The organism is Actinoplanes sp. NPDC051633, from assembly GCF_040681735.1.
In the GTDB taxonomy this organism is placed as follows: Bacteria; Actinomycetota; Actinomycetes; order Mycobacteriales; family Micromonosporaceae; genus Actinoplanes.
On record NZ_JBFAZH010000001.1, the window covers coordinates 19779 to 41884 of the forward strand.

Here is a 22106-nt window from a genome sequence, read left to right on the forward strand (position 1 = left end):
GGGCGGACCGCGGGCCGCCCGATCGGCCGAGGCCGACCCCGACGGGCGGTCGAAGCTGACCACTTTGCCATTTCGACGCCTGACTGCCCCTTGCGTGCCCCAAGGCGGTTCGCAAGGATGGCGCAATGCCCCAGCAGCAGGACCAGAATATGGCGTTCTTCGAGTCCGCGAATTCACAGACCGACTTCACCGTCGTTCTGCGTGGCTACGACCGCGGACAGGTGGACGCGCACCTCGGCCGCCTGATCGCAGCGCTCAACCAGTCCGAGCAGGCCCGTGGTGAGGCCGAGCAGCGGATGAACGACGCGCAGCGCCGGCTGCGTCAGGCCGAGCAGCGGCTCAACGCGCTCGAGCAGAAGCTGGCGGACAGCAACAAACAGCTGGAGGAGAACAACCGGCCGACGCTCTCCGGGCTGGGCACCCGGGTCGAGCAGATTCTCCGGCTGGCCGAGGAGCAGGCCAACGATCACCGCAGCGAGGCCAAGCGGGAGTCCGAGGGCATCCTCTCCGCGGCCCGCCTCGAGGCCCGCGAGATCACCGACAAGGCGCGTGCCGAGGCCGCGGCGATGAAGGCGACGGCCGAGCGCGAGGCCGGCCAGCTGCGCACGCACGCCGAGCGCGAGGCCGCCGAGGCGCGGGTGCAGGCCCGGCGCGAGGCGGACACGCTCCGGTCGGACGCCGACCGTGAGACCAAGCAGTTGCGTACGGTCACCGCGCACGAGGTCGCGGAGCTGAAGTCGACCGTGGAGCGCGAGGTCAACTCGTTGCGCGCCACCGCGGAGCGCGAGATCACGCAGCAGCGCGCCAAGGCGGCCCGCGAGGCCGAGGAGAAGCGCGCCGAGGCGACCAAGATGCTGACCGACGCCCGCGACAAGCGCGACAAGGACCTGCAGGCCCTCGCGCTGGAGGTCGCGGAGCGCCGGGAGAAGTCGGAGCGCGAGGAGGCCCAGCGCCACGCCGGCCAGGTCAGTGCGACGCAGAAGATGGTGGCCGAGGCCGAGGAGCGCGCCCGGGCCGCCGAGGACCGCGCCAAGGAGATCGAGCAGCGCGCCGAGTCCCGCCGCGTCGAGGCCGAGCGCAGCGCCTCCGAGACGGTGGAGAAGGCGCGGGCGCTGGCCGACAAGACGGTCACCGAGGCCCGGGCCGAGGCCAACCGCCTGCTCAGCGAGGCGCGCACCGAGTCCGAGCTGACCACGCAGGCCGCCCGCCGCGAGGTCGAGGACCTGACGAGGCAGAAGGACGCGGTCACCAACCAGCTCGGCCAGATGCTCTCCGGCCTCTCCGGCCTGGTGCCGTCGGTGGGTGCCGCGGCCAAGGCGGCGGTGGAGAACGCCAAGACGGGGCAGCCGGCCGCGACCGAGAAGGCGGAAGCTCCGGCTCAGCGCAACGGCGAGAAAGAGGAGGCCGGCGACAAGCCGGTGGCCGCCAAGACGAATTCGTGAGGCGTTGCCCACGGTTCTCAGCGCTTGCACACCTGAGTTCCGTGCGGGACGGTAGTTCGGTGGCATGACGTCGATGCGGGCCGTATCGGAGTTTCTCCGGTGCGGCCCGATCGTTTGCATGTCCGTGCCCCTGACATCACAACTCGGCGCACAGTCCGACCAAGCGGTGTTTATCGGCACATCAGCGGATGATGCGTATGTGAGGATGGACAGCATGTCGCACGGCGGTGAAATCTTCGGTCTCGGTGGGGATGCGGCCTCCGAGCCCAACTTCGAGACCGCCCTGCGGGGTTACGAGAAGAAGCAGGTGGAACGGTACGTAACCCGGGCGGAGAACGAGATCGCCGCGCTCGCCGCCGAGCGTGAGCAGGCATATCAGCAGATTCAGGCGATGGCCGGGCAGATCGACCGGCTTCAGCAGGAGGTCACCGCGGTCCGGCGTCAGGGCGGCGTGGGGGCAGAGGTCTCGTTCCGTCACCTCGGACCGAAGGTCGAGCAGATCCTGGCCTCGGCCGAGGAAGTGGCGGCCGACATCAAGAACTCGGCGACCGACGACATCGCCGCCCGCCTGGCCGAGGCCGAGCGGATCCGCGCCGAGGCCGAGGCACACGCCCACAACGGCATCCGTGACTTCGAGATCGCGCTGGCCGCCCGCCGCGCCGAGGAACAGAAGGCGGACGTCGCCCGCCGCAAGGCCGCCGAGGAGGCGCTGGCCGCCAGCCGCCGGTCCGCCGAGCAGATGCGCGCCGAGGCAGAGTCCACTTTGTCCCGCGCTCGCGCCGAGGCTCAGCAGCTCACCGACAAGGCGGCACAGGCGGCCCAGCAGGCCCGCTCCGAGGCCGACGGATACGCCAAGTCCACCCGCCTGCAGGCCGACCAGGAGGTCAAGGCCCTGCGGGACAAGGCGCACCAGGAGATCACCGCACAGCGGACCGCCGCCGAGCGTGAGCGTGGCGAGCTGAAGGCGTCCGTCGAGCACGAGATGGTGCAGCGCCGTCAGGCCGTCGTGCAGGAGCTGGGCCAGCTCCGCTCCGGCGTCGAGAAGCAGTGCGCCGACCTGCGCAGCGAGGCTGACAAGTACGCCGAAGAGGTGCTCCGCAAGTCCGACGAGAAGGCCACCGCGGTCCGCAAGGAGATCGAGGCGCAGCAGGAGAAGCTGACCAAGGCCGCGGCCGACCTGCAGGCCGCGCACGCCGAGGTGGCCGCCGCGGAGGCGAAGGCCAACGACGCCGCCGAGCGCGCGAAAAGCGCCGAGCGGGAGACCGAGCGGGTGCAGCAGCGCCTCTCCGAGGTGCAGAAGCAGCTCGAGACCGAGCTCAAGCGGGTCGCCGACGCGAAGCGCGCGGGTGAGGCCGCCGAGCGGCACGCCGCTGACGTGCGCCGCCAGGTGCAGAAGGAAGCGAAGCGGGTGGCCGAGCTTGCCGCGGCCGCGGTGCTCGCTGCGGCCGCCTCGCCGGACGACGACGATGACGACTTCGATGATGCGCCGCCCGCCGCCGAGCCGGCCGCCGCGGCCGAGCCGGTGCCGGCCGAGCCCAAGGCGGCGCAGCATGCCGCCCCCGCCAAGATCACGGCGTCGGCTAAGGTGACGGTCCCGCCCGCGGCCAGCCGGGTCGGGGCAGACGCCGACTGACCTTGCCCTGGAGGCACCGGTGGCCGAGACGAAGACACCGGACGAGACGCCGCCGCCGAACAACACCGACGACGCGGACGACCGATCGAGCAATTCATCGCCGGAGGCATCGACCGACGAGCGGCCGCCGCGTTTCGGTGAGTCGGGACCGGCCATGGACCGGCGCAATCCGTTCTACATCGGATTCGTCGGTGCGATCGGCGTGCTGGTGGCGTACGCGGTGTTCATGGGCATCCGCAACGCCACGTCCATCCTGGTGCTCATCTTCGTGGCGATGTTCCTCGCGATCGGACTCAACCCCGCGGTCACCCGGATCACCCGCTGGGGCGTTCCCCGCGGCGGCGCGGTCGCGATCGTCACACTGGTCGGGCTGGCCGTGCTGGCGGGCGGTCTCTACGCCCTGGTGCCGCCGCTGGTCACGCAGACCGGCCAATTGATCAACAACATCCCGGACTACATCCAGCGCCTGCAGCGCAACGAGACGATCAACGATCTGGTGCAGCGCTACGACGTCGTCGACAAGGTGCGCGGTGCGGTCAGTGCCAGCACGGTCGGCAACACGCTGGGCGGCGTGGTGGGGGTGGCCGGGCGCATCTTCGGGACCATCTTCAACGTGCTGACCGTGCTGGTCCTCACGATCTATTTCATGGCCGCGTTCGAGCGGATCAAGAAGGGTGCGTACCGCCTGGTGCCGGCCACCCGGCGCGAGCGGGTGCGGCTGCTCACCGACGAGATCCTGACCAAGGTCGGCGCATACATGGTGGGCGCGCTGATGATCGCGCTGCTGGCCGGGCTGAGCACCTGGATGCTGGTGCTGATCCTCGGGCTCGCGTACCCCTTCGCCCTGGCCGTCGTGGTCGCCGTGCTCGACCTGATCCCGCAGATCGGCGCGACGCTCGGCGCGGTCGTGGTGAGCCTGGTCGGGCTGGCCCACTCGCTGACCGCCGGCCTGGTCTGCGTCGGGTTCTTCCTCGTCTACCAGCAGGTGGAGAACTACCTGATCTATCCCAACGTGATGCGCCGCTCGGTCGCGGTCAGCGATGTGGCCGCGGTGGTGGCGGCGCTGCTGGGCGCGGCGCTCTTCGGCGTGATCGGCGCGCTGGCCGCGATCCCCATCGTCGCCGCGATCCAGCTGATCGGCCGCGAGGTCGTCATCCCGGCCGCCGAACGCAGATAGTGGTAGCCCACCCACGCATCCAGGCGGCGAATACGTGCGTGAGCTACCACTTCTCGCTTGCGGCACCGAGCGCAAGCAAACAGTGGTAGCCCAGCCACGCATCCAGGCCCCGAATACGTGCGTGGGCTACCACTACTCGGCGAGCGGTCTCGGGACCGGGACGTCGGCGAAGGACGCGACCGTGCGGTCGGCGTAGGCCTTCGCGTCGCCCTGCTCCATCGGGCCGTCCCACGTTGCCGGGAGCGGTGTCGGGACCTGCGGCGCCACCCGGCGGACGATCTCGTCGAGCACCGTCTCGGCGTCGCCCACCCACAGGTGCTTGGCCCCCGGCACCCCGATCACCTCGGCCTGCGGGATCGCCTTGAAGCGCTCGGTGGCCTCCGGCGGCTGCAGATAGTCGTCCTTCTCGGGCACCAGGGCCACCACGGGCTTGCCCGACGCCGCCCACGTCTCGAGATGCGAAGGCTCGGAGAAGCGCAGCGGCGGCGACAGCAGGATCGCGCCGGAGATCGCCGGATCGAGCCCGTGCATCAGGGTCAGGTCGGTGCCGAAGGACCAGCCGACCAGCCAGATGTCCGGCAGATCCTCGAACTCCGCGTACTCGATCGCCGCGGCCACGTCGTACCGCTCGCCGACCGCGTTGTCGAAGGCGCCCTCGCTGGTGCCGCGGACGCTGCTCGTACCCCTCGTGTTGAACCTCAGCACGGCCAGCCCGGCCAGGGCCGGCAGCCGCCACGCGGCCTTGCGGAAGACGTGGCTGTCCATCATCCCGCCGTGGGTGGGCAGCGGGTGCAGGCAGACCACCGTCGCCGACGGGGGCCGGTCGAGCGGGACGGCCAGCTCACCGACCAGCGTCAGGCCGTCGGCCGTCTCGAGCTCGATGTCGGTACGCCGGGCGGGCAGCACGCTGTTGGCGCGGATCGGATTGCTCACCCCGCCATCTTCACCCATATCGCGGCGCACTCCGCGACCGCTCCACCCCCGGGCCGCGCCGGTCACGCGCCCGCCAGCAGCCGGAGTGCCAGTGCCGGCGGTCGGTCTCGTCGCCGCGCCCGTCGACCGGCCAGGCCACGATGTGCGCCACGCCCGGGCGGATCTCCTGCATGCACCCCGGGCAGCGGTACGCCTTCGAGGCGGCCCCGCCGAAGATCGACCGGACCATCCACTCGCCGTCCTGATACTGCTGCACGCCCTCGACGCCCTTGCGGACCCGCTCGTCGGTCAGCGGCGCCGGATTCTTCTCCGCGCGCTTGGGACGATTTCGACGAGGGCTCACGGCTACCAAGAATACGTCCGCGAACTAAGCTCACGTTCATGACGGCGACGCGCACGCCGGGTGTCCCGGCGATCGAGGACGGCCTGCTGATCTCCACGAACCCCACGACCGGGGCGGAGGCCGGCCGCGTGCCGGTCGCCGATGAGCCCGCGGTCGGCGCGGCGGTGGCCCGGGGCCGCACGGCCGCCGCATGGTGGGCCGGGCTCGGCTTCGACGGCCGCAAGGAACGGTTGCTGCGCTGGCGCGCGCTGATCGCCGAGCGGATCGAGGAGCTCGCCGAGCTGATGCGCCTCGAGGGCGGCAAGCCGGTCGCGGACGCGGTCGTGGAGGTCGGCGCGGCGATCGACCACATCGACTGGGCGGCCCGCAACGCCAAGCGGGTGCTCGGGCCACGCCGGGTCCGCAGCCGCCTGGCACTGCTCGAGCACTCCGGGCATCTGGAGTACCAGCCGCTCGGCGTGGTGGGCGTGATCGGGCCGTGGAACTACCCGGTGCTGACCCCGATCGGGTCGATCTCGGGTGCGCTGGCGGCCGGCAACGCGGTCGTGTTCAAGCCGAGCGAGTACACGCCGGTGGTGGGCCAGTGGCTGATCGACACGTTCGGCGAGGTGGTGCCCGAGCAGCCGGTGCTGCAGGCGGTGCACGGGCTCGGCGACGTCGGCGGGTGGCTGTGCCGGGCCGGGGTCGGCAAGCTCGCGTTCACCGGGTCGACCGCGACCGGGAAGAAGGTGATGGCCGCCTGCGCCGAGACGCTGACCCCGGTGCTCATCGAGGCGGGCGGCAAGGACGCGCTGATCGTGGACGCCGACGCCGACGTGCCGGCCGCGGCCGAGGCGGCGGTGTGGGGCGCGATGACGAACGCCGGCCAGACCTGCATCGGCATCGAGCGGGCGTACGTGGTGGCGCCGGTCTACGACGCCTTCGTCGCGGCGGTCACCGAGCGGGCCGCGAAGTTGCGGGTCGGCGAGGACATCGGCCCGATCACCATGCCGAAGCAGACCGAGATCATCGGCCGGCACATCGACGACGCGCTGTCCCGTGGCGGCGAGGCGATGCTCGGCGGGCGGGACTCGGTCGACGGGGCGTTCGTGAAGCCGACCGTCCTGGTCGACGTGCCCGACGACGCGCTGGCGATCCGGGAGGAGACGTTCGGCCCGACGCTGACGATCACCAAGGTCCGGGACGCGGACGAGGCGGTGGAGAAGGCGAACGCGGTCCCGTACGGCCTGGGTGGCGCGGTGTTCGGCAAGGCGAACGCGATCCGCATCGCCCGGCGGCTGCGCAGCGGCATGGTCGCGGTCAACTCGACGCTGAGCTTCGTCGGCATGGCCAACCTGCCGTTCGGCGGCGTGGGCGACTCCGGCTTCGGCCGGATCCACGGCGACGACGGGCTGCGCGAGTTCGCCCGGCCCAAGGCGGTGACCGTGCGCCGCGGGCCCTCGCTGCTGCCGTCGATGACCTTCGAGCGCACGCCCGCCCAGGTGCAGCGAATCGTGAAGACGCTCAAGATGCTTTATCGCCGCTGATACGTTCGACACCGTGGCGGATCACCCTGCGGTCGAGGTCAGCGACCTGGTGGTCGGCTACGGCTCGACGCCCGTGCTGACCGGCGCCGACCTGATCGTCCCGGCCGGCGAGGGGGTCTGCGTCACCGGCGAGAACGGCATCGGCAAGTCCACCCTGCTGCGCTGCGTGGCCGGGCTCCAGCAGCCGGACTCCGGCGAGGTGCGGGTGTTCGGCGGCTCGCCCGGCTCCACACCGGACTTCTGGCGGGCGGTCGTCACCACCGTCGAGCCGCCGACCTGGTATCCGGGCCTGACCACCCGCGAGCACGCCGAGCTGGTCTGCCGGGCCCACGGCCAGGACCCGCTCGCGGCGGGCATCGACGAGGCCCTCGACCGGTTCGGCCTGGCCGGGCACCGCGACGCGATCCCGCCGTCGCTGTCGTCGGGTCAAAAGCAGCGGCTCACCCTGGCGATCGCCCTGCTGCGGCCCAGCTCGCTGCTGATCCTGGACGAGCCCGAGCAGCGCCTCGACCGGGACGGCCGGCTGCTGGTCGCCGAGCTGCTGGCGGAATACCTGAAGACCGGCGGCTCGATCCTGATGGCCAGCCACGACGACACGTTCGCCCTGAACTCCGGCGCCGAGATCACCACGATGGAGTCGCTGCAGTGACCACCGTCGCCCTCGCGCCGGTCCGCCGCTGGATTCGCCGCACCCAGGCGTCGCACCGCGAACGCGGCGAGCGCCTCGGCAACTTCTACTTCGCCGTGCTGTTCGTGCTGATCGTCGGCGGGATGGTGTTCGACCGGCTGCGCGAGTTCATCTGGCCGGCCACCCCCACGTTCTCGTTCCTGGCCGGTGTCTCGCTCACCGCGTCCCTGACCGGCCTGCTCTTCCTGGCGATGCGCCGGCTGGGTCCCCTCGCGATCGGGCGGCCGGCGGCGTCGTGGCTGCTCACCAGCCCGGTCAGCCGTCGCCAGCTGCTGATGCCGTCACTGCGGCTGACCGCCCTTGCCGCGCTGGTCGCCGGCGGGCTCGGCGGTGCGCTGATCCTCGGCCACGCCGGGCCGCGGCCGGTCCCCGCGGTGCTGTTCGCGCTGGCGGCGCTGGGCGGCCTCGCGGTGCTGCTGGTCGCGCTGGGCGCGCAGGCCGGGCGGTGGTGGGGGCTGGTCGTCGACCAGATCGCCTATCTGCTGGTCGCGGCGGGTCTGGCCGGCCTGGTGCTGGACTCGGTGTGGGCGGCGCCCGGCCCGCTGAGCGGGTGGCCGCACATCGCGTTGCTGGTCCCGCTGACCGGTGCGGTCGCGGTGCTCGTCGTGGCGTTCTTCCTGCTCCGCGTACGCGAAATCGGCCTGACCCCGAACGACCGCATCCTGGAGGCGGCCAAGACGGCCGGCACGCTGGCCGACTCGGCCTTCGGCGTGGAGCCGTCGTTCGTCGTGGACATGATCGAGCGCCGTTACTGGGCCCGCCGCCGCCTGCGCTCGGCCCCGCTCTGGGGTCGCCTGCCGGTGCTGACCGCTCAGGACCTGCGCCTGGCCCTGCGCCGCCCGCGCCGCCTGCTGTGGCTGTTGGGCGCTACGGCCCTGCCGGCGCTGCTGACCCACGCCCCGGCCTGGCTGCTGGGCCTGGGCATCCTGGCGGGCGGCTTCGTGGCGGCCGGCACGTCGACCGCCACCGTGCGCTCCGACGCCGCGAACCCGTTCATGCTGCGCATGCTCGGCCTGTCCTCCCGCCAGGCGATCACCCAGCGCCTGCTGGTCCCCGGTGTCATCGCCGGGCTGTGGTCGTCCGCGGCGCTGCTCATGCTGCAGCTGCTGGACGCGCTGCCCGCCGGCCCGTGGTGGCTGCTCGGCCTGGTGCTGGGCCCGGTGGGCGCGGTGGCCGCGGTGCGCAAGGCCCGCGTCGGCTTCGTGGACAACGCGCTGCTGCCGCTGGACACCCCGATGGGAACGGTCTCGACCGGCCCAACCCTGGCGTCGCTGGCGGGCTTCGACGCCCTGCTGCTGGGCGTGCCGGCCCTGATCGCCATCGCGTCGGACACGCAGCTGAGCTGGACGCTGATCCTCGTCCAGGCGGCGTTCGGCGCCCTGGGCGCCCGCGCCTACATCGCCGGCACCACCAGCGCGGACCGCGTCCAGCTCGCCAAACGCTAGAAGAGCGCTAGAAGAGCGTCAGCTCGTCGCGTTGCATGCCGCGGAGCTTGTCGTAGTCGACGACCACGCAGCGGATGCCCCGGTCGGTGGCCAGGACCCGAGCCTGCGGCTTGATCTCCTGCGCCGCGAAGACGCCCTTCACCGGGGTCAGCAGCGGGTCGCGGTTCATCAGCTCCAGGTAACGCGTCAGCTGCTCGACCCCGTCGATCTCGCCGCGCCGCTTGACCTCCACCGCCACCGCGCCGCCGTCCGCGTCGCGGCACAGCAGGTCGACCGGGCCGATCGCGGTCATGAACTCGCGCCGGACCAGCACCCAGCCCTCGCCGAACGTCTCCGGATGCGCCGCCAGCAGCTCCTGCAGGTGGGCCTCCACGCCGTCCTTCACCAGGCCGGGGTCGACCCCGAGGTCGTACGAGGTGTCCTGGAAGATCTCCTCCAGCGTGATCCGCAGCTCCTCGCCGGCCTTGTTCACCACCTTCCAGACGCCCGGCGCCTCCTGCAGCTTGCAGGGCGGGCTCATCCAGTTCAGCGGCTTGTACGCGCGGTCGTCGGCATGGATCGACACCGAGCCGTCCGCCTTCACCATCAGCAGTCGCACCGCCGGCGGGAGGTGGGCCGACAGCCGGCCGACATAGTCCACGGAGCACTTCGCGATGACCAGGCGCACCCGACGAGGGTAGCGGCCGACGGAGCGTGACGTGCGTGGCGGTGCCATGCTGAGATCGTGCTCGAAGCGCTGACCGGCACCGGCCTGGCCGCATCCGCCGGACTCAATGCCTACATCCCCCTGCTGACCATGGGCCTCCTGGCACGCTATTCCGACCTCATCGACCTGCCGTCGGGCTGGCAGTGGCTGTCCAACGGCTGGGTCGTCGCGATCCTGGCCGTGCTGCTCGCCATCGAGGTCGTGGCCGACAAGATCCCGGTGGTCGACCACGTCAACGACGTCGTGCAGACCGTCGTGCGGCCGACAGCCGGCGGGCTCGCGTTCGGCGCCGGATCGTCGTCGCAGACCGTGACCGTGTCCGACCCGGGCAGCTTCTTCGGCTCGCACCAGTGGGTTCCGGTGGCGGCCGGCGTACTCATCGCCCTTTGTGTCCACGGCGTCAAGGCCGCGTCGCGGCCGGTCGTCAACGCGACCACCGCGGGGGTCGGCGCGCCCGTGGCCAGCACCGCCGAGGACCTCTCGAGCATCGTCCTGTCGGTGCTGGCGATCCTGCTGCCGATCCTCGTGCTGCTCGGGCTGGTGCTGATGATCGCCTCCGCGATCTGGGTGTTCCGCAGGCGGCGGGCACGCCGGGGTGTTCTCACGTAGGACCTGGTTTGGTTGACTGGAGTCCGTGCCCGCGATCGCCGTACCCGCCTTCGCACTGACGTGCTGGCTGGCGTGCTACCTGATCGGCCGCGATCCGCGCCGCCGGGTGCTCTGGCGCACGGCGACCACCCTGGTGGCGTACGCGGTGGGGGTCGCCGCCTGGACCGTCGCTCCGGGTGGGACGGTCGCCGAGATCCTGATCTGCCTGCCCGCGCTGGTCTGGGCCGGGGTGGCGATCGGCATGCTGCCCGACGAGATGCCCGAGCGGGTGCAGATCGACCGGGGCTGGATCGTGCTCTCCGCGGTCTTCCTGGCCGTGGTGATCGCGCTGCCCGCGGCCGGCCGCCTGGTGTCGCTGGCGCCGCTGCTGGGCGGGCTGGTGCTGCTCTGGCGGTTCCGCGACAAGGTGCGCCCACGGTCGATGCCGCTCGCCGTGACGGTTGCCGCCCTGCTCTACGCCCTGGGCCTGGTCGTCCTGCTGCTGCCGCTGAGCCTGGGCCCGCCCGCCCTGGTGCTGGCCGCGATGGCGGTCGACGTGATGATCCTCGGCTACCTCGTCGCGGCCGCCGACGCGCTGGACGCCGGAGAGCGTTTGCTGCCTGATCTGCGCAGGTCAGCGGTGTCCGCGCTGACCGGCGCGCTGGTCGTCGGCGGGCTGTCCACCCTGACCATGCTCGCCGTGCGGGACAACCGGCTCGTGCTCATCCTGCAGTTCGTGCTGGTCGCCGGGGTGATGGGGTATTCCGGGCTGGTCGGGCCGACGCGCCGCTTCCTGGACCGGATCGCCTTCCCGCACGACGACCGGCTGCGGCAGGACCGGGCGGCGCTGCTGTTGCTCGCCGAGGCGATGCCGCGCCGGCGCGAACGGCACACCCTGATCGCGCTGGACCAGGAGGAGTTCCGCCGGCTCACCGAGCGGGCCCTGGAGGACTACGGCGACCTGGGCCGGCTCCTGCGCAGCCCGCTGATCGACCTGCCCACGGTGGACCGCCGGCTGACCGGGCAGAACGCGGAGAAGCCACTGGCCCGGGCGCTGGAGCTGCGGGCGGTGCTGCAGGAGAGCGTGGCGCGGATCAAGCCGGACGGGCTCTTCGGGATCGGCGAGGACTGGCGGCACTACAACGCACTGTACTACTGCTGCGTGCTGGGGTTGCGGCCGTACGAGCGGCACCCGGAGACCGACGGGCTGGACCGGGACGCGCGGCGGGCGCTCGACTGGTTCCGCCGGTATGTGCCGCGGTCGTCGCTGCGGGAGTGGCAGCGGGAGGGCGCCGAGATGGTCGCCGCGCGGCTGTGGAACGAGCTGATGCGTACCGACCCCCGCTGGCTCACCCGGGCGGGCTCGCTCGCCGCACCGCCGACACGCAGCACATAAACGGTTAGAAATCACGAAAACGGTTAAAATCCCCCATCGTGATTTTCGGGGCACTTCGTGGGTAACCACCGAAACGCGCTGGTCGCCGCGGTCCGCCATGAGCTGGCCGAGGCGCGCGGGACCGCCCGCGCCGTGCTGGCCGCGGCGGAGACCGCGCGGGCCGAGGCGTTGCGGCGGAAGAAGCTGGTCCGGGATGCGTACGCGACCTGTCTCCACCAGCTGGCCGAGGCCCGCGACGCCGCCCGCACCGGCGTCCTGCGCCGCTTCCAGAGCGAGATCGGCGCGCTGGCCGGCAACGCCGGTTCGGTGGCCGCGCTCTGCGCGCCGGGCGCCGCCGGATCACCCTGGCGGATGTGGGCGCCGACCGAGGCCGACCGGGCCGCCCTGCTGCGGATCGGCACCCTGACCGTCGAGAACACCACGATGCCCGGCCTGGTCCCCCTGCTGGACGCCGCCCACCTCAACCTGAGCGGCGAGCAGATCGCGGTCGACGGCGTGATCTCCGGCCTGCTGCTGCGGGCGCTCGGCACGACCCGGCCGGGCGACGTCAGGCTCACCGTCTACGACCCCGAGCAGCTCGGCGGGACACTGGCCGCGTTCGCGCCGCTCGGGCTCTCGTTCGTCGGACCGGGCGGGCTCAGCGCGATGCTCGACGACCTGGTCGAGCACATCTGCCGGGTGAACGAGACGGTGCTGGCCGGCGAGTACGCGTCGCTGGCCGAGCTGACCGCGGCCGGCGCCGGGCCGCAGTCCGCCCGGCCGGAGCCGTGGCGGGTCGTCGTGCTGCTGGTCGACCCGGCGAGCGCGGACGAGATCACCGCGGCGCAGCGGGCGCAGCTCGACCGCATCGTGCGCGCCGGCGTCGCCTGTGGCGTACACCTGATCGTCCGGGGCTGGGACCTCGCGCCGCACCCCACGGTGGAGCGCATCGCCGTGCGCGACGGCACCGCGACCTGCGACACCACCGGCGCTCTGCCGGTCCGCCTCGACCCGCCCCCGCCGGCCGACCGCATCGCGGCGTTCTGCCGCGCCTCCGCCGAGCGCCTCCGCGAAGGTCCGCCGCCGGCCCGGCTGAGCGACCTCGAGCCGGAGAAGTTGTGGACGGAGTCGTCGGCGCACGGCCTGGTCGCGCCGATCGGCGAGGGCCCGGACGGCGAGCTGGTCGAGGTGCCGCTCGGCGACGACCCGCCGCACGCGCTGATCGGCGGCCCGTCCGGCTCCGGCAAGACCAACCTGATCTACGCGTGGCTGGGTTCGCTCGCCGCCCGCTACGGCCCCGAGGAGCTGGCGCTCTACCTGCTCGACTTCAAGGAGGGCGTCTCGTTCGCGCGCTTCGCCCCCGGGCCGCGCGACCCGAGCTGGCTGCCGCAGGTGCGGCTGGCCGGTGTGAACGTCAACAACGACCGCGAGTTCGGGCTGGCGCTGCTGCGGCACCTGGGCGACGAGCTGCGGGCACGGGCGCAGGCGGCGAAGCGGCACGAGGCGTCGAAGCTGGCCGAGCTGCGGGCCGAGGACCCGGACGGGCACTGGCCCCGGATCGTCGCGGTGATCGACGAGTTCCAGGTGCTGCTGGCCGGGCGGGATGCGGTCGCCGACGAGGCGGTCACGCTGCTCGAGGACCTCGCCCGCCGCGGCCGCTCGCAGGGCATCCATCTGGTGCTGGCGTCGCAGGACGTGTCCGGGATCGAGGCGCTGTGGGGCCGGTCCGGCCTGATCGGGCAGTTCACGCTGCGGATCGCGCTGCCCAAGGCGCGGCGGATCCTGGCCGACCAGAACCTGGCCGCGGCGGTCATCCCGCGGTTCCACGCGGTGGTCAACGTCGACTCCGGCGTTGCCGGAGCAAATCAGATCGTGCGTCTGCCGGACGCTTCCGACCGGCTTTCCTGGCGTACGCTCCAGCGCCGGCTGTGGCACTCCCGGCCGGACGGTTGCGAGCCGCCGCGCCTGTTCGACGGCGACGCGATCCCCCGGCTGCCGTCGTTCTCGTCGTCGGAGACGGGCGGCGCGTCGCCCGGCGCGGTGCTGGGCGAGCGGATCGATGTGGCGGCCAGGCCGGCCCGCTTGCGCCTGGGCCGGATGCCGGGCCGCAACCTCGCAATCCTGGGTACGCGCAGCGACGAGGCCGGCGACATCCTGGCGTCGGCGGCCCTCTCGCTGGCCGCCCAGGGCCCGGCGCACTTCAGCATCGTCTGTCCCCGCGCCGTGGACTCCTCCGCGGCCGCCCGCCTGGTGGCCGCCCTGCCGGAGGCCGACTGGTACGACGAGTCCGATGTGGACCAGCTCTTCGAGGTGGCGCCCTCGGACACCCCGCACTACGTCATCGGGTACGCGCTCGACGCGATCGGGCACCACCACCACAAGGACCGCCTGCGCACCATGCTGGCCGACGGCCCCGGATCGCGGACCCACGTGCTGGGCTGGTGGCGCTCGGTGGCCCGGCTGCGCGACGACCTCGGCGGCGTCGGGGCGCGCTTCGACACGATCGGCGCCTGGGTCGCGCTCGACGTCCAGGGCGCCGACCTCAGCCCGCTCTGCCCGCAACCCGGCGGCCCGGCCTGGTATCCCCGCCCCCGCCGCGCGCTGTTCTTCGACCGTTCCGTGCACCGCGTCCCCGAAGTGATCGTCCCTTACGAGGTGAACAGTGACCACACGTGATCGCGACTACCAGCTGATGATGAACGCGCTGGCCGACATCACCCGCCGCCGGGACGCCGACCTGGAGAGCGCGGAACAGGCCTATCAGGACAGCACCGCGCGGGCGGCGGGCGAGCTGGCCCGGGCAGAGGGTGAGGCGGCGGCGGCCGACCGGTGGGCCGCCGCGGCCGCCGCCCAGGTGCTGGATGTGGACCGCGAGGCGGCGCGGCTGTGGGACCAGTTGCGCCGGGCGCGGGGCCTGCGGGTACGCGCACTGGGCGAGATGCCCGAGCCGGCCGCGATCGAGTCGCTGCCCCGGGTGGCACTGCAACGCCGGCCCTCCGACCAGGCGCAGCCGCCGCGCGAGTCGGCCCGGGCGTTGCTGGCCCGCGCGTCGGCCCGGATCGACGACACCATCCGCCCGCCGTCCCGCCGCTCGCTGCCGCGCTGGGTCCTGCCGTTGCTGCCGGTGCTGGGCGCGCTGATCGCGGGGGCGATGGGACTGCTGGCGGCGGGTCTGGTGACGATGGGCGGCGCCGACGTGCCGGGCGGCGCGCTGGTCCGCGGCGCCGGCTGGCTCTGCTTCCTGATCGCACCCTCGGCCGGTGTGCCGGTCGCGGCGGCGCTGGCGCACCGCCGCCTGCAGGCGCGGCTGGACGTGGGCGGGATCGGCCTGACCCTGCTGGGCGGCATGATCGCGGCGACCCTGCTGTCGCTGTCCTTCGCCGCCTCCCACTGAGCGGCGGGACGCCCTCCCTGCTCCGATCGACCAGAACGGCGATGCGATACGTCCGATAGACGACGGTTAGTCGGGGTGATCCTTCGGGCAGCAGGGCGCGCATGAATGCTCTCGTTCTCGCAGCCACGCTGCCACTGCTCCTGCCCACACCCACCGCCGCGTTCTCACCCGGACCGCCCACCGCCGACGTCGTGGCGGGCGCCCGCGCCGAGCCCGACACGGCCTTCGTGGCGCACGCGAAGTCCACTTGCGACGTCTACCTCGCGGAGAACGGCGTCGACTCCGGCGACGGCCGCGACCCGTCCCGTGCGTGGGCCACCCTCAGGTTCGCGGTGCCCCGCCTGACCAAGGGCATGGTCGCCTGCCTCGCGCCCGGCGACTACAACGACGCGGAGGCCGTCACGGCCGCCTCCGGCGACGCGGACGAGCCGATCGTCATTCGAGGCACCCCGGGCGCGACCAGGCTGCATCTCAACGCGACCAAGTCCGCGCTCTGGTTCAACCACGCCTACTGGATCGCCGAAGGCCTCGACTTCGACCTGGCCCACCGGGTGGTCAGCGGGGTCGTGATCGCCGCGGCGGCGAACCACGTCGTGTTCCGCAACAGCCGGGTGCACGACGGCGCGGGCGGCGCCGGCGTCTACGTCGCCGGCGACGACGTCGCCGTCGAGACCAACGAGATCGGCGACAACTTCCGATACGACGCGACCGGCGCGCTGGACGACGCGCACGGCGTCGCGGTGGTCGCGAAGGCGTCCCGGGTGCGGATCGCCGGCAACCGGCTCTACAACAACAGCGGCGACGGCATGCAGTGCGAATACACCGGCGCGGCGACCGACGCCGACGCACCGATCGACATCATCGTGCGGGACAACCGGTTCTGGACCGATCCGGCTCACTACGGCCAGGTCGAGCAGGGGGTCGACATCAAGGGCTGCCGGTACGTCTCGATCGCCGGCAGCGTCTCCCCGCAGACCGACGACCCGAACGCCGCGAACCAGAAGTTCTACGGCTTCAGCAACGTGACCGGCGGCCGCGGCGGTGGCGCGATGGTGGTGCACGTCGGCGCCCGCAACGTGCTGGTGGCGAACAATCGCGTGTGGAACAGCTGCTTCGGCATCAACGTCGGCTACCACAACCGCACCTGGCCCGACACCGAGTCGGTGGTCATCCGCCGCAACGTCTTCTTCGATCTGAACAGCGGGGACAAGTGCGGCAACGCGATCTTCACGCAACGCGTCCAGCACGTGGACATCCACCACAACACGATCGACCGCATCCCCGGCTCGGCGGTCTCGTTCGGCACCAGCAACGAATCGCCGGAGAGCAAGATCGGTGACTTCGACGTGTTCGACAACATCGTTCGCGACGCCGGGCGCTTCGTGGACCTGAACACGGCCACGGTCAGTTCCTTCTCGAGCGACCGCAACATCTTCTACGGCACCACCGGAAGCCAGGACCGGTTCCGGCTCAACGGATCGTCCAGGAGCCTGAGCGCCTGGCAGGCGGCCGGCCACGACCCGAACAGCCGCGTGATCAACCCGGAGTTCGTGTCCGGCGCCGGGACCACCGACGACTACTACACCGAGCCGGGGTCGCCGGCCCGTGGCACCGCCTCCGACGGGACGGACATCGGTTTTCGTCAGACCTGGTGAGTAGTGTTCGCCTTGTGAACAACGGGGATGCCGCGATCGTCGTGCGGGGGCTGCGCAAGGTCTATGGCGACCGCGCGGCGGTCGACGGCATCGATCTCGAGGTCGGGCGGGGCGAGGTGTTCGCCCTGCTCGGCCCCAACGGCGCCGGCAAGACGACGACCGTCGAGATCCTCGAGGGGTTCCGCAAGCGCGACGGCGGCGAGGTCACGGTGCTCGGCGCCGACCCGGCGACGGCGAGTCGCACGGAGTCCTTCCGGCAGCGGGTCGGCATCGTGCTGCAGGGCACCGGCGAGTTCGACGAGCTCACGGTCGGCGAGGTGGTGCGGCATTTCGCGCGCTTCTACTCCTCGCCCGACGATCCCGGCACGGTCATCACGCGGGTGGGTCTGCGCGACAAGGCCGGGGCGCGCACCCACACGCTGTCCGGCGGGCAGAAGCGGCGCCTCGACGTGGCACTGGGCATCATCGGGCGGCCCGAGCTGCTGTTCCTGGACGAGCCGACCACCGGCTTCGACCCGGAGGCCCGGCGCGAGTTCTGGGGCCTGATCAAAGACCTCCGATCGTCGGGTACGACCATCGTCCTGACCACGCACTACCTCGACGAGGCGGAGGCGCTGGCCGACCGGGTCGGCGTGATCGCGGCCGGTCGCCTCATCGCGGTCGACACGCCCCGGCTGCTCGGCAGCCGTGACGAGGCACTGGCGACCGTCTCGTGGCGTACCCCGGACGGGGTCTGGGAGAGCGCGCAGAGCGCGGCGCCGACGGCCCTGATCACCGACCTGGCCGCGCGTTACGGCGGTGAGGTACCGGCCCTGACCGTCACCAGGCCGACCCTGGAGGACGTCTACCTCGAGATGATCGGTGCGGCGTGAGCGGGAGCGGGGAGGCCACGGCGGGGGCCACGGCGGAGGAGGGTCGCCGCGTTGCAGAGCGCAGGCCGGCACAGGACGCGGTCAAGCTGGGGTTGGCGCAGGGCGGGCTGGAGATCCGGCAGTTCCTGCGCAGCCGCGAGCAGGTGATGTTCACGCTGGCGTTCCCGGCGATCCTGATCCTGGTGTTCGGGTCGATCTTCAAGGGCACGATCGCCGGGGACGTGAAGTTCACGCAATATTTCGTGACCGGGATGATCGCCACCGGGCTGATGACCGCCGGGTTCCAGGCGCTGGCGATCCAGATCCCGATGGAACGCGATCGCGGCGTGCTCAAGCGGCTGCTCGGCACGCCGATGCCGCGCTGGGTCTACTTCGTCGGCAAGGTGCTGATGGTCGCCTTCATCGCGGTGCTGGAGACGGTGATCCTGCTGACCGTGGCGACGTTGCTCTTCGGGCTCGACCTGCCGGACACCGGCACCAAGTGGCTGACCTTCCTGTGGGTGTCGGCGCTGGGCATCACGGCCTGCACGCTGTGCGGGGTCGCCTTCTCCTCGCTGGCGCGCACCGGTCGCAGCGCCCCGGCGGTCGTCACGCCGGTGGCGCTGATCCTGCAGTTCATCTCGGGTGTCTTCTTCGTTTTCACCCAGCTGCCGAGCTGGATGCAGAACCTGGCGTCGGTGTTCCCGCTGAAGTGGATGTGCCAGGGGCTGCGATCGGTGTTCCTGCCCGCGTCGTTCGGGCCGCGCGAGCCCAGCGGCTCCTACGACCTGGGCACGGTCGCGATCGTGCTCGGCGTCTGGTGCCTGGTGGCCCTGGCGTTGTGCCTGACGACCTTCCGCTGGACCACCAAGCGCGACGGCTAGGTAGATCTAGTAGGTGTAGAAGCCCTTGCCGGTCTTGCGGCCCAGGTCGCCGGCCGTGACCATGCGCTGCAGCAGCTCGGGCGGGAAGAACTTCTCGTCCTGCGTGTCGCGGTAGATGTTGGTGGCCGCGTTCAGCATCACGTCCAGCCCGGTCAGGTCGACCGTCGCCAGCGGACCCATCGCGTGGCCGAAGCCCAGCTTCATCACCGTGTCGAGGTCGGCCGCCGACACCACGCCGGACTCGACCAGCTTGATCGCCTCGATCAGGATCGCGGAGAAGAGGCGGTTGGAGACGAAGCCGGCCACGTCCCGCTTCACCTCGACACAGGTCTTGCCGACCTCCTCGGCGTAGTTGCGCGCCGCCGCCAGCGTGTCGTCCGAGGTCTGGTAGCCGCGGACCAGCTCGACCAGCTTCATCATCGGCACCGGCGAGAAGAAGTGGATGCCCACCACCGCCTCGGGCCGGCTGGTGACCGCCGCGATCTGTGTGATTGGGATGGCCGACGTGTTGGTCCCGAGCACGGCCCCGGCCTTGCAGATCTTGTCGAGCGTGCGGAACACCTCGTGCTTGGCCTCGACCCGCTCGAAGATGGCCTCGACCACCACGTCGGCGTCCGCAGCGGCGTCCAGATCGGTGGTCGTCCTGATCCGGCCCAGCGTCGCCTCGACGTCCTCCTCGGCGATCTTGCCCTTGGCCGCGAACCTGCCCAGCGAGTCGCGGATCGCCGTCAGCCCCCGGTTGAGCGAGGCGTCATCGATGTCCCGCATGGTGACCTGCCAGCCGGCCTGCGCCGAGACCTGCGCTATACCGGAACCCATCAAGCCCGACCCGATGACCGCGAGCCGACCCGCCATGGTGTGTCCTCCCCTTTTCTCCGACAGAGCAGACCCAGCCTAGTGGGCTGCCTTAACGAAAGCTCAGCACCTCGATCGGGGCAAATCTCGGGTTTCCGGTGATCTTCGATGCCAGACTGTGCCCATGGCCCCGAGCGACGGCTGGTACCTCTTCGGACCCCTGCTGGCCGTCGGTGTCGTGGCCGCTCTCGGCTTCGTCTTCTGGCGGATGGGCCTGCAGTGGATCGAGCGGGCCGACGACCCGCTGGGCGAGCGTTACGACCAGTTGTCGATCTTCGCCGATCCGGGCGCGGACCCCGACGACTTCGGACTGCTCTGCGCCGCCGCGGTCGCCGACGACCCGGAGGAGGCCGACCAGATCCGGCTGCTGCTGGCGGAGGCCGGCATCCGGGCGACCGCCGGCGCGCGGCGCGACGGCCGGGTGGCGGTGCTCGTCTTCGCCGAGGAGCTGGAAGCCGCCCGCCGGCGGATGCTCAACAGCTGAGCGTGCGCCGCCGCGTGGGCTCAGCTGAGAGTGCGCCGCCCGCAGGGGCCGTGCGCCGCCCGCAGGGGGGCTCAGAAGTCGAACGTGGGCTCCGGCACGTCCGCCCGCTCCACCTCGACACCGAGGTTGGCCAGGTCGGCGACGAAGTCGGGGTAACCGCGGTCGATGTGGTGCACCTCGCCGACCTCGGTCACGCCCTCGGCACACAGCCCGGCGATGACCAGCCCGGCGCCGGCCCGGATGTCGGTGGCCCGCACCGGCGCGCCGGAGAGCCGGGCCCGCCCGCGCACCACCGCGTGGTGGCCGTCGGTGCGGATGTCGGCGCCGAGCCGGACCATCTCGTTCACGAACATGAAGCGGCCGTCGAAGATGTTCTCGGTGATCAGCGAGGAGCCCTCGGCCACCGCGGCCAGCCCGATCGCCATCGGCAGCAGGTCGGTCGCGAAGCCCGGGAAGGGCAGGGTCACGATGTCGACGGCCTTCGGGCGCTCGTTCATGCGTACCCGGAACTGGTTGTCGCCCGGCTCGACCACCGCACCCGCGGTGACCAGCTTGTCCAGCGCGATGTCGAGGAACTCGGGGCGCACGCCGTGCACGGTGACGTCGCCCTGGGTCATCGCCGCGCCGAACGCCCAGGTGCCGCCGACGATCCGGTCGCCGACCGTGGTGTGCCGCACCGGCTTGAGCGCGTCGACGCCCTCCACCTCGAGCGTCGAGGTGCCGGCCCCGTCGATCCGGGCGCCCATCGCGGTGAGCATCTCGCAGATGTCCACGATCTCCGGCTCGCGCGCCGCGTTGTCGATCTCGGTGACGCCCCGGGCCAGCACGGCCGCCATCAGGAGGTTCTCGGTCGCGCCGACGCTCGGGAAGTCCAGCCAGATCTTCGTGCCGCGGAGCCCGGCCGGCGCCGAGGCGATCACGAAGCCGTGCTCGCCGGAGATCTCGGCGCCCATTCGGGCCAGGCCGGAGACGTGCATGTCGAGGCCACGGGAGCCGATCATGTCGCCGCCGGGCAGGGCGACGCGCACGTAGCCGCGGCGGGCCAGCAGGGGGCCGAGGACGCAGATCGACGCGCGCAGCCGGCGCACGAGGTCGTAGTCGGCCTCGCTGCCCGGCTCGGACGGCACCTCGATGGACGCCACACCGCCGTCGAGGCTGACGTCGCAGCCCAGCCGCCGGAGCACCTCGGCCATGATCGCGATGTCCGTGATCCGGGGCACGTTCTCCACCACGCTGCGCCCCTCGGCCAGCAGCGCGACCGCCATCAACTTGAGCGCGGAGTTCTTGGCGCCGCCGACTCGCACGTCACCGGCGAGCGGCACACCACCCTTCACACGGATCACATCCACCCGCGCCATGGTAGGGGTGCGTCGCCGCCGCCGGTCCGTAGGGTGGAGGGATGGCCGTTCATCTCACCCGCATCTACACCCGCACCGGCGACGCCGGCGAAACCAGGCTGGGCAACAACGAGGTGGCCGCGAAGACGGATCCGCGAATCGCGGCCTACGCGGACGCCGACGAGTGCAACGCCGCGGTGGGCGTCGCGCTGGCGCTGGGCAACCTCAAGCCCGACGTGCGGACGGTCCTGACCGCGGTGCAGAACGACCTCTTCGACGTGGGCGCCGACCTGTGCAACCCGATCGCCGACGACCCGCCCTATCCCCCGCTGCGGATCACCCAGGCGTATGTCGACCGGCTCGAGGGCTGGTGCGACGAATACCTCGAAGGGCTGCCGGCGCTGGACTCCTTCGTGCTGCCCGGCGGCACCCCCGGCGCATCACTGCTGCACGTGGCCCGCACCGTGGCACGGCGGGCGGAGCGGTCGGCGTGGGCGGCGCGGGCGGCCGACCCGGAGCGCACCCGCGATCTGCCGCCCAAGTATCTGAACCGGCTCTCCGACCTGCTCTACATTCTGGCCCGCGCGGCGAACCCGGACGGCGACGTGAAGTGGGTCCCCGGTGGGGGCACACGACAGGCCTAGTGAGCGGCCTCAGGTCGAGTTGTGCGCCGGGCCGCCCTGACGGCGCGGCTGGGCCCGCCCTGGCGACCCCGGCGGTTCATGGTTTCCTGTTAAATAATCGGACGACTTAACCGAGTATTTTGATGTCTCTTTAATTGCAGCTTGTA

20 protein-coding genes are annotated in these 22106 nt (G+C 71.8%); 15 read left to right on the top strand and 5 right to left on the bottom strand.

The genetic code is table 11. The annotated features are described in order from the left end of the window. The first annotated feature begins 125 nt into the window (after nt 1-125). The 3 genes from AB0M20_RS00080 (at nt 126) to AB0M20_RS00090 (ending at nt 4252) form a co-directional block, all read left to right on the top strand. Entirely contained in the window at nt 126-1442 is a 1317-nt protein-coding gene (locus AB0M20_RS00080) for a DivIVA domain-containing protein (RefSeq protein ID WP_364291185.1), read from the top strand. A gap of 205 nt (nt 1443-1647) precedes the next feature. Next, complete coding sequence (locus AB0M20_RS00085; protein ID WP_364291241.1) at nt 1648-3075, top strand: Laminin subunit beta-1; 1428 nt, start codon at nt 1648-1650, stop codon at nt 3073-3075. Nucleotides 3076-3094: 19 nt separating this feature from the next. Further along, complete coding sequence (locus AB0M20_RS00090) at nt 3095-4252, top strand: AI-2E family transporter (RefSeq protein WP_364291188.1); 1158 nt, start codon at nt 3095-3097, stop codon at nt 4250-4252. 132 nt (nt 4253-4384) lie between these two features. On the opposite strand, the gene AB0M20_RS00095 is transcribed toward AB0M20_RS00090, so the two are convergent. Further along, on the bottom strand, nt 4385-5185 hold the full coding sequence (locus AB0M20_RS00095; RefSeq protein ID WP_364291191.1) for an alpha/beta hydrolase: 801 nt from the start codon (nt 5183-5185) through the stop codon (nt 4385-4387). A gap of 10 nt (nt 5186-5195) precedes the next feature. Continuing rightward, entirely contained in the window at nt 5196-5477 is a 282-nt protein-coding gene (locus AB0M20_RS00100) for a hypothetical protein (protein WP_364291244.1), read from the bottom strand. Between the two features lie 89 nt (nt 5478-5566). Here AB0M20_RS00100 and AB0M20_RS00105 point away from each other — a divergent pair, with 89 nt between their 5' ends. From AB0M20_RS00105 to AB0M20_RS00115, 3 genes are read left to right on the top strand one after another with little or no spacing between them, the layout of a single operon-like run. Continuing rightward, on the top strand, nt 5567-7054 hold the full coding sequence (locus AB0M20_RS00105; protein WP_364291193.1) for an aldehyde dehydrogenase family protein: 1488 nt from the start codon (nt 5567-5569) through the stop codon (nt 7052-7054). A 13-nt stretch (nt 7055-7067) separates the two neighbouring features. After that, nucleotides 7068-7703 (top strand): ABC transporter ATP-binding protein, encoded by a 636-nt coding sequence (locus tag AB0M20_RS00110; protein WP_364291196.1) that lies wholly within the window; start codon nt 7068-7070, stop codon nt 7701-7703. Next, a complete protein-coding gene (locus AB0M20_RS00115; protein ID WP_364291199.1) occupies nt 7700-9187 on the top strand; it encodes a DUF6297 family protein in 1488 nt (495 codons plus the stop codon). Before AB0M20_RS00110 ends, AB0M20_RS00115 begins: the two co-directional genes overlap by 4 nt. Before the next feature lie 7 nt (nt 9188-9194). Here AB0M20_RS00115 and nucS read toward each other — a convergent pair whose 3' ends face one another. Then, nucleotides 9195-9854 carry an endonuclease NucS gene (nucS, locus tag AB0M20_RS00120; RefSeq protein WP_364291202.1) on the bottom strand — a complete coding sequence of 220 codons (660 nt, stop codon included), beginning with the start codon at nt 9852-9854 and terminating at the stop codon, nt 9195-9197. 57 nt (nt 9855-9911) lie between these two features. Here nucS and AB0M20_RS00125 point away from each other — a divergent pair, with 57 nt between their 5' ends. From AB0M20_RS00125 to AB0M20_RS00155, 7 genes are all read left to right on the top strand, one after another. Next, nucleotides 9912-10502 carry a DUF4126 domain-containing protein gene (locus AB0M20_RS00125; RefSeq protein WP_364291205.1) on the top strand — a complete coding sequence of 197 codons (591 nt, stop codon included), beginning with the start codon at nt 9912-9914 and terminating at the stop codon, nt 10500-10502. A gap of 25 nt (nt 10503-10527) precedes the next feature. After that, a complete protein-coding gene (locus tag AB0M20_RS00130; RefSeq protein ID WP_364291208.1) occupies nt 10528-11877 on the top strand; it encodes a hypothetical protein in 1350 nt (449 codons plus the stop codon). Between the two features lie 57 nt (nt 11878-11934). Then, nucleotides 11935-14532, top strand: a complete 2598-nt coding sequence (locus tag AB0M20_RS00135; RefSeq protein WP_364291211.1) for an FtsK/SpoIIIE domain-containing protein — start codon at nt 11935-11937, stop codon at nt 14530-14532. Continuing rightward, complete coding sequence (locus AB0M20_RS00140; protein WP_364291214.1) at nt 14519-15250, top strand: hypothetical protein; 732 nt, start codon at nt 14519-14521, stop codon at nt 15248-15250. Before AB0M20_RS00135 ends, AB0M20_RS00140 begins: the two co-directional genes overlap by 14 nt. A 101-nt stretch (nt 15251-15351) precedes the next feature. Continuing rightward, nucleotides 15352-16905, top strand: coding sequence for a right-handed parallel beta-helix repeat-containing protein (locus AB0M20_RS00145; RefSeq protein WP_364291217.1), 1554 nt, complete (start codon nt 15352-15354; stop codon nt 16903-16905). Nucleotides 16906-16919: 14 nt separating this feature from the next. Next, nucleotides 16920-17777, top strand: a complete 858-nt coding sequence (locus AB0M20_RS00150; RefSeq protein ID WP_364291220.1) for an ABC transporter ATP-binding protein — start codon at nt 16920-16922, stop codon at nt 17775-17777. Between the two features lie 86 nt (nt 17778-17863). Further along, on the top strand, nt 17864-18640 hold the full coding sequence (locus AB0M20_RS00155) for an ABC transporter permease (RefSeq protein WP_364291247.1): 777 nt from the start codon (nt 17864-17866) through the stop codon (nt 18638-18640). 6 nt (nt 18641-18646) lie between these two features. On the opposite strand, the gene AB0M20_RS00160 is transcribed toward AB0M20_RS00155, so the two are convergent. Continuing rightward, nucleotides 18647-19495 (bottom strand): 3-hydroxyacyl-CoA dehydrogenase family protein, encoded by an 849-nt coding sequence (locus AB0M20_RS00160; protein ID WP_364291223.1) that lies wholly within the window; start codon nt 19493-19495, stop codon nt 18647-18649. Nucleotides 19496-19619: 124 nt separating this feature from the next. Here AB0M20_RS00160 and AB0M20_RS00165 point away from each other — a divergent pair, with 124 nt between their 5' ends. After that, nucleotides 19620-19979 carry a hypothetical protein gene (locus tag AB0M20_RS00165; protein WP_364291226.1) on the top strand — a complete coding sequence of 120 codons (360 nt, stop codon included), beginning with the start codon at nt 19620-19622 and terminating at the stop codon, nt 19977-19979. A 71-nt stretch (nt 19980-20050) separates the two neighbouring features. Here AB0M20_RS00165 and murA read toward each other — a convergent pair whose 3' ends face one another. Next, the gene (gene murA, locus AB0M20_RS00170) at nt 20051-21337 is read right to left on the bottom strand and encodes a UDP-N-acetylglucosamine 1-carboxyvinyltransferase (protein ID WP_364291229.1); all 1287 of its coding nucleotides are present in this window, start codon (nt 21335-21337) and stop codon (nt 20051-20053) included. 41 nt (nt 21338-21378) lie between these two features. Between murA and AB0M20_RS00175 the strand changes: the two genes are divergently transcribed. Beyond that, on the top strand, nt 21379-21960 hold the full coding sequence (locus AB0M20_RS00175) for a cob(I)yrinic acid a,c-diamide adenosyltransferase (RefSeq protein ID WP_364291232.1): 582 nt from the start codon (nt 21379-21381) through the stop codon (nt 21958-21960). Nucleotides 21961-22106 lie beyond the last annotated feature (146 nt).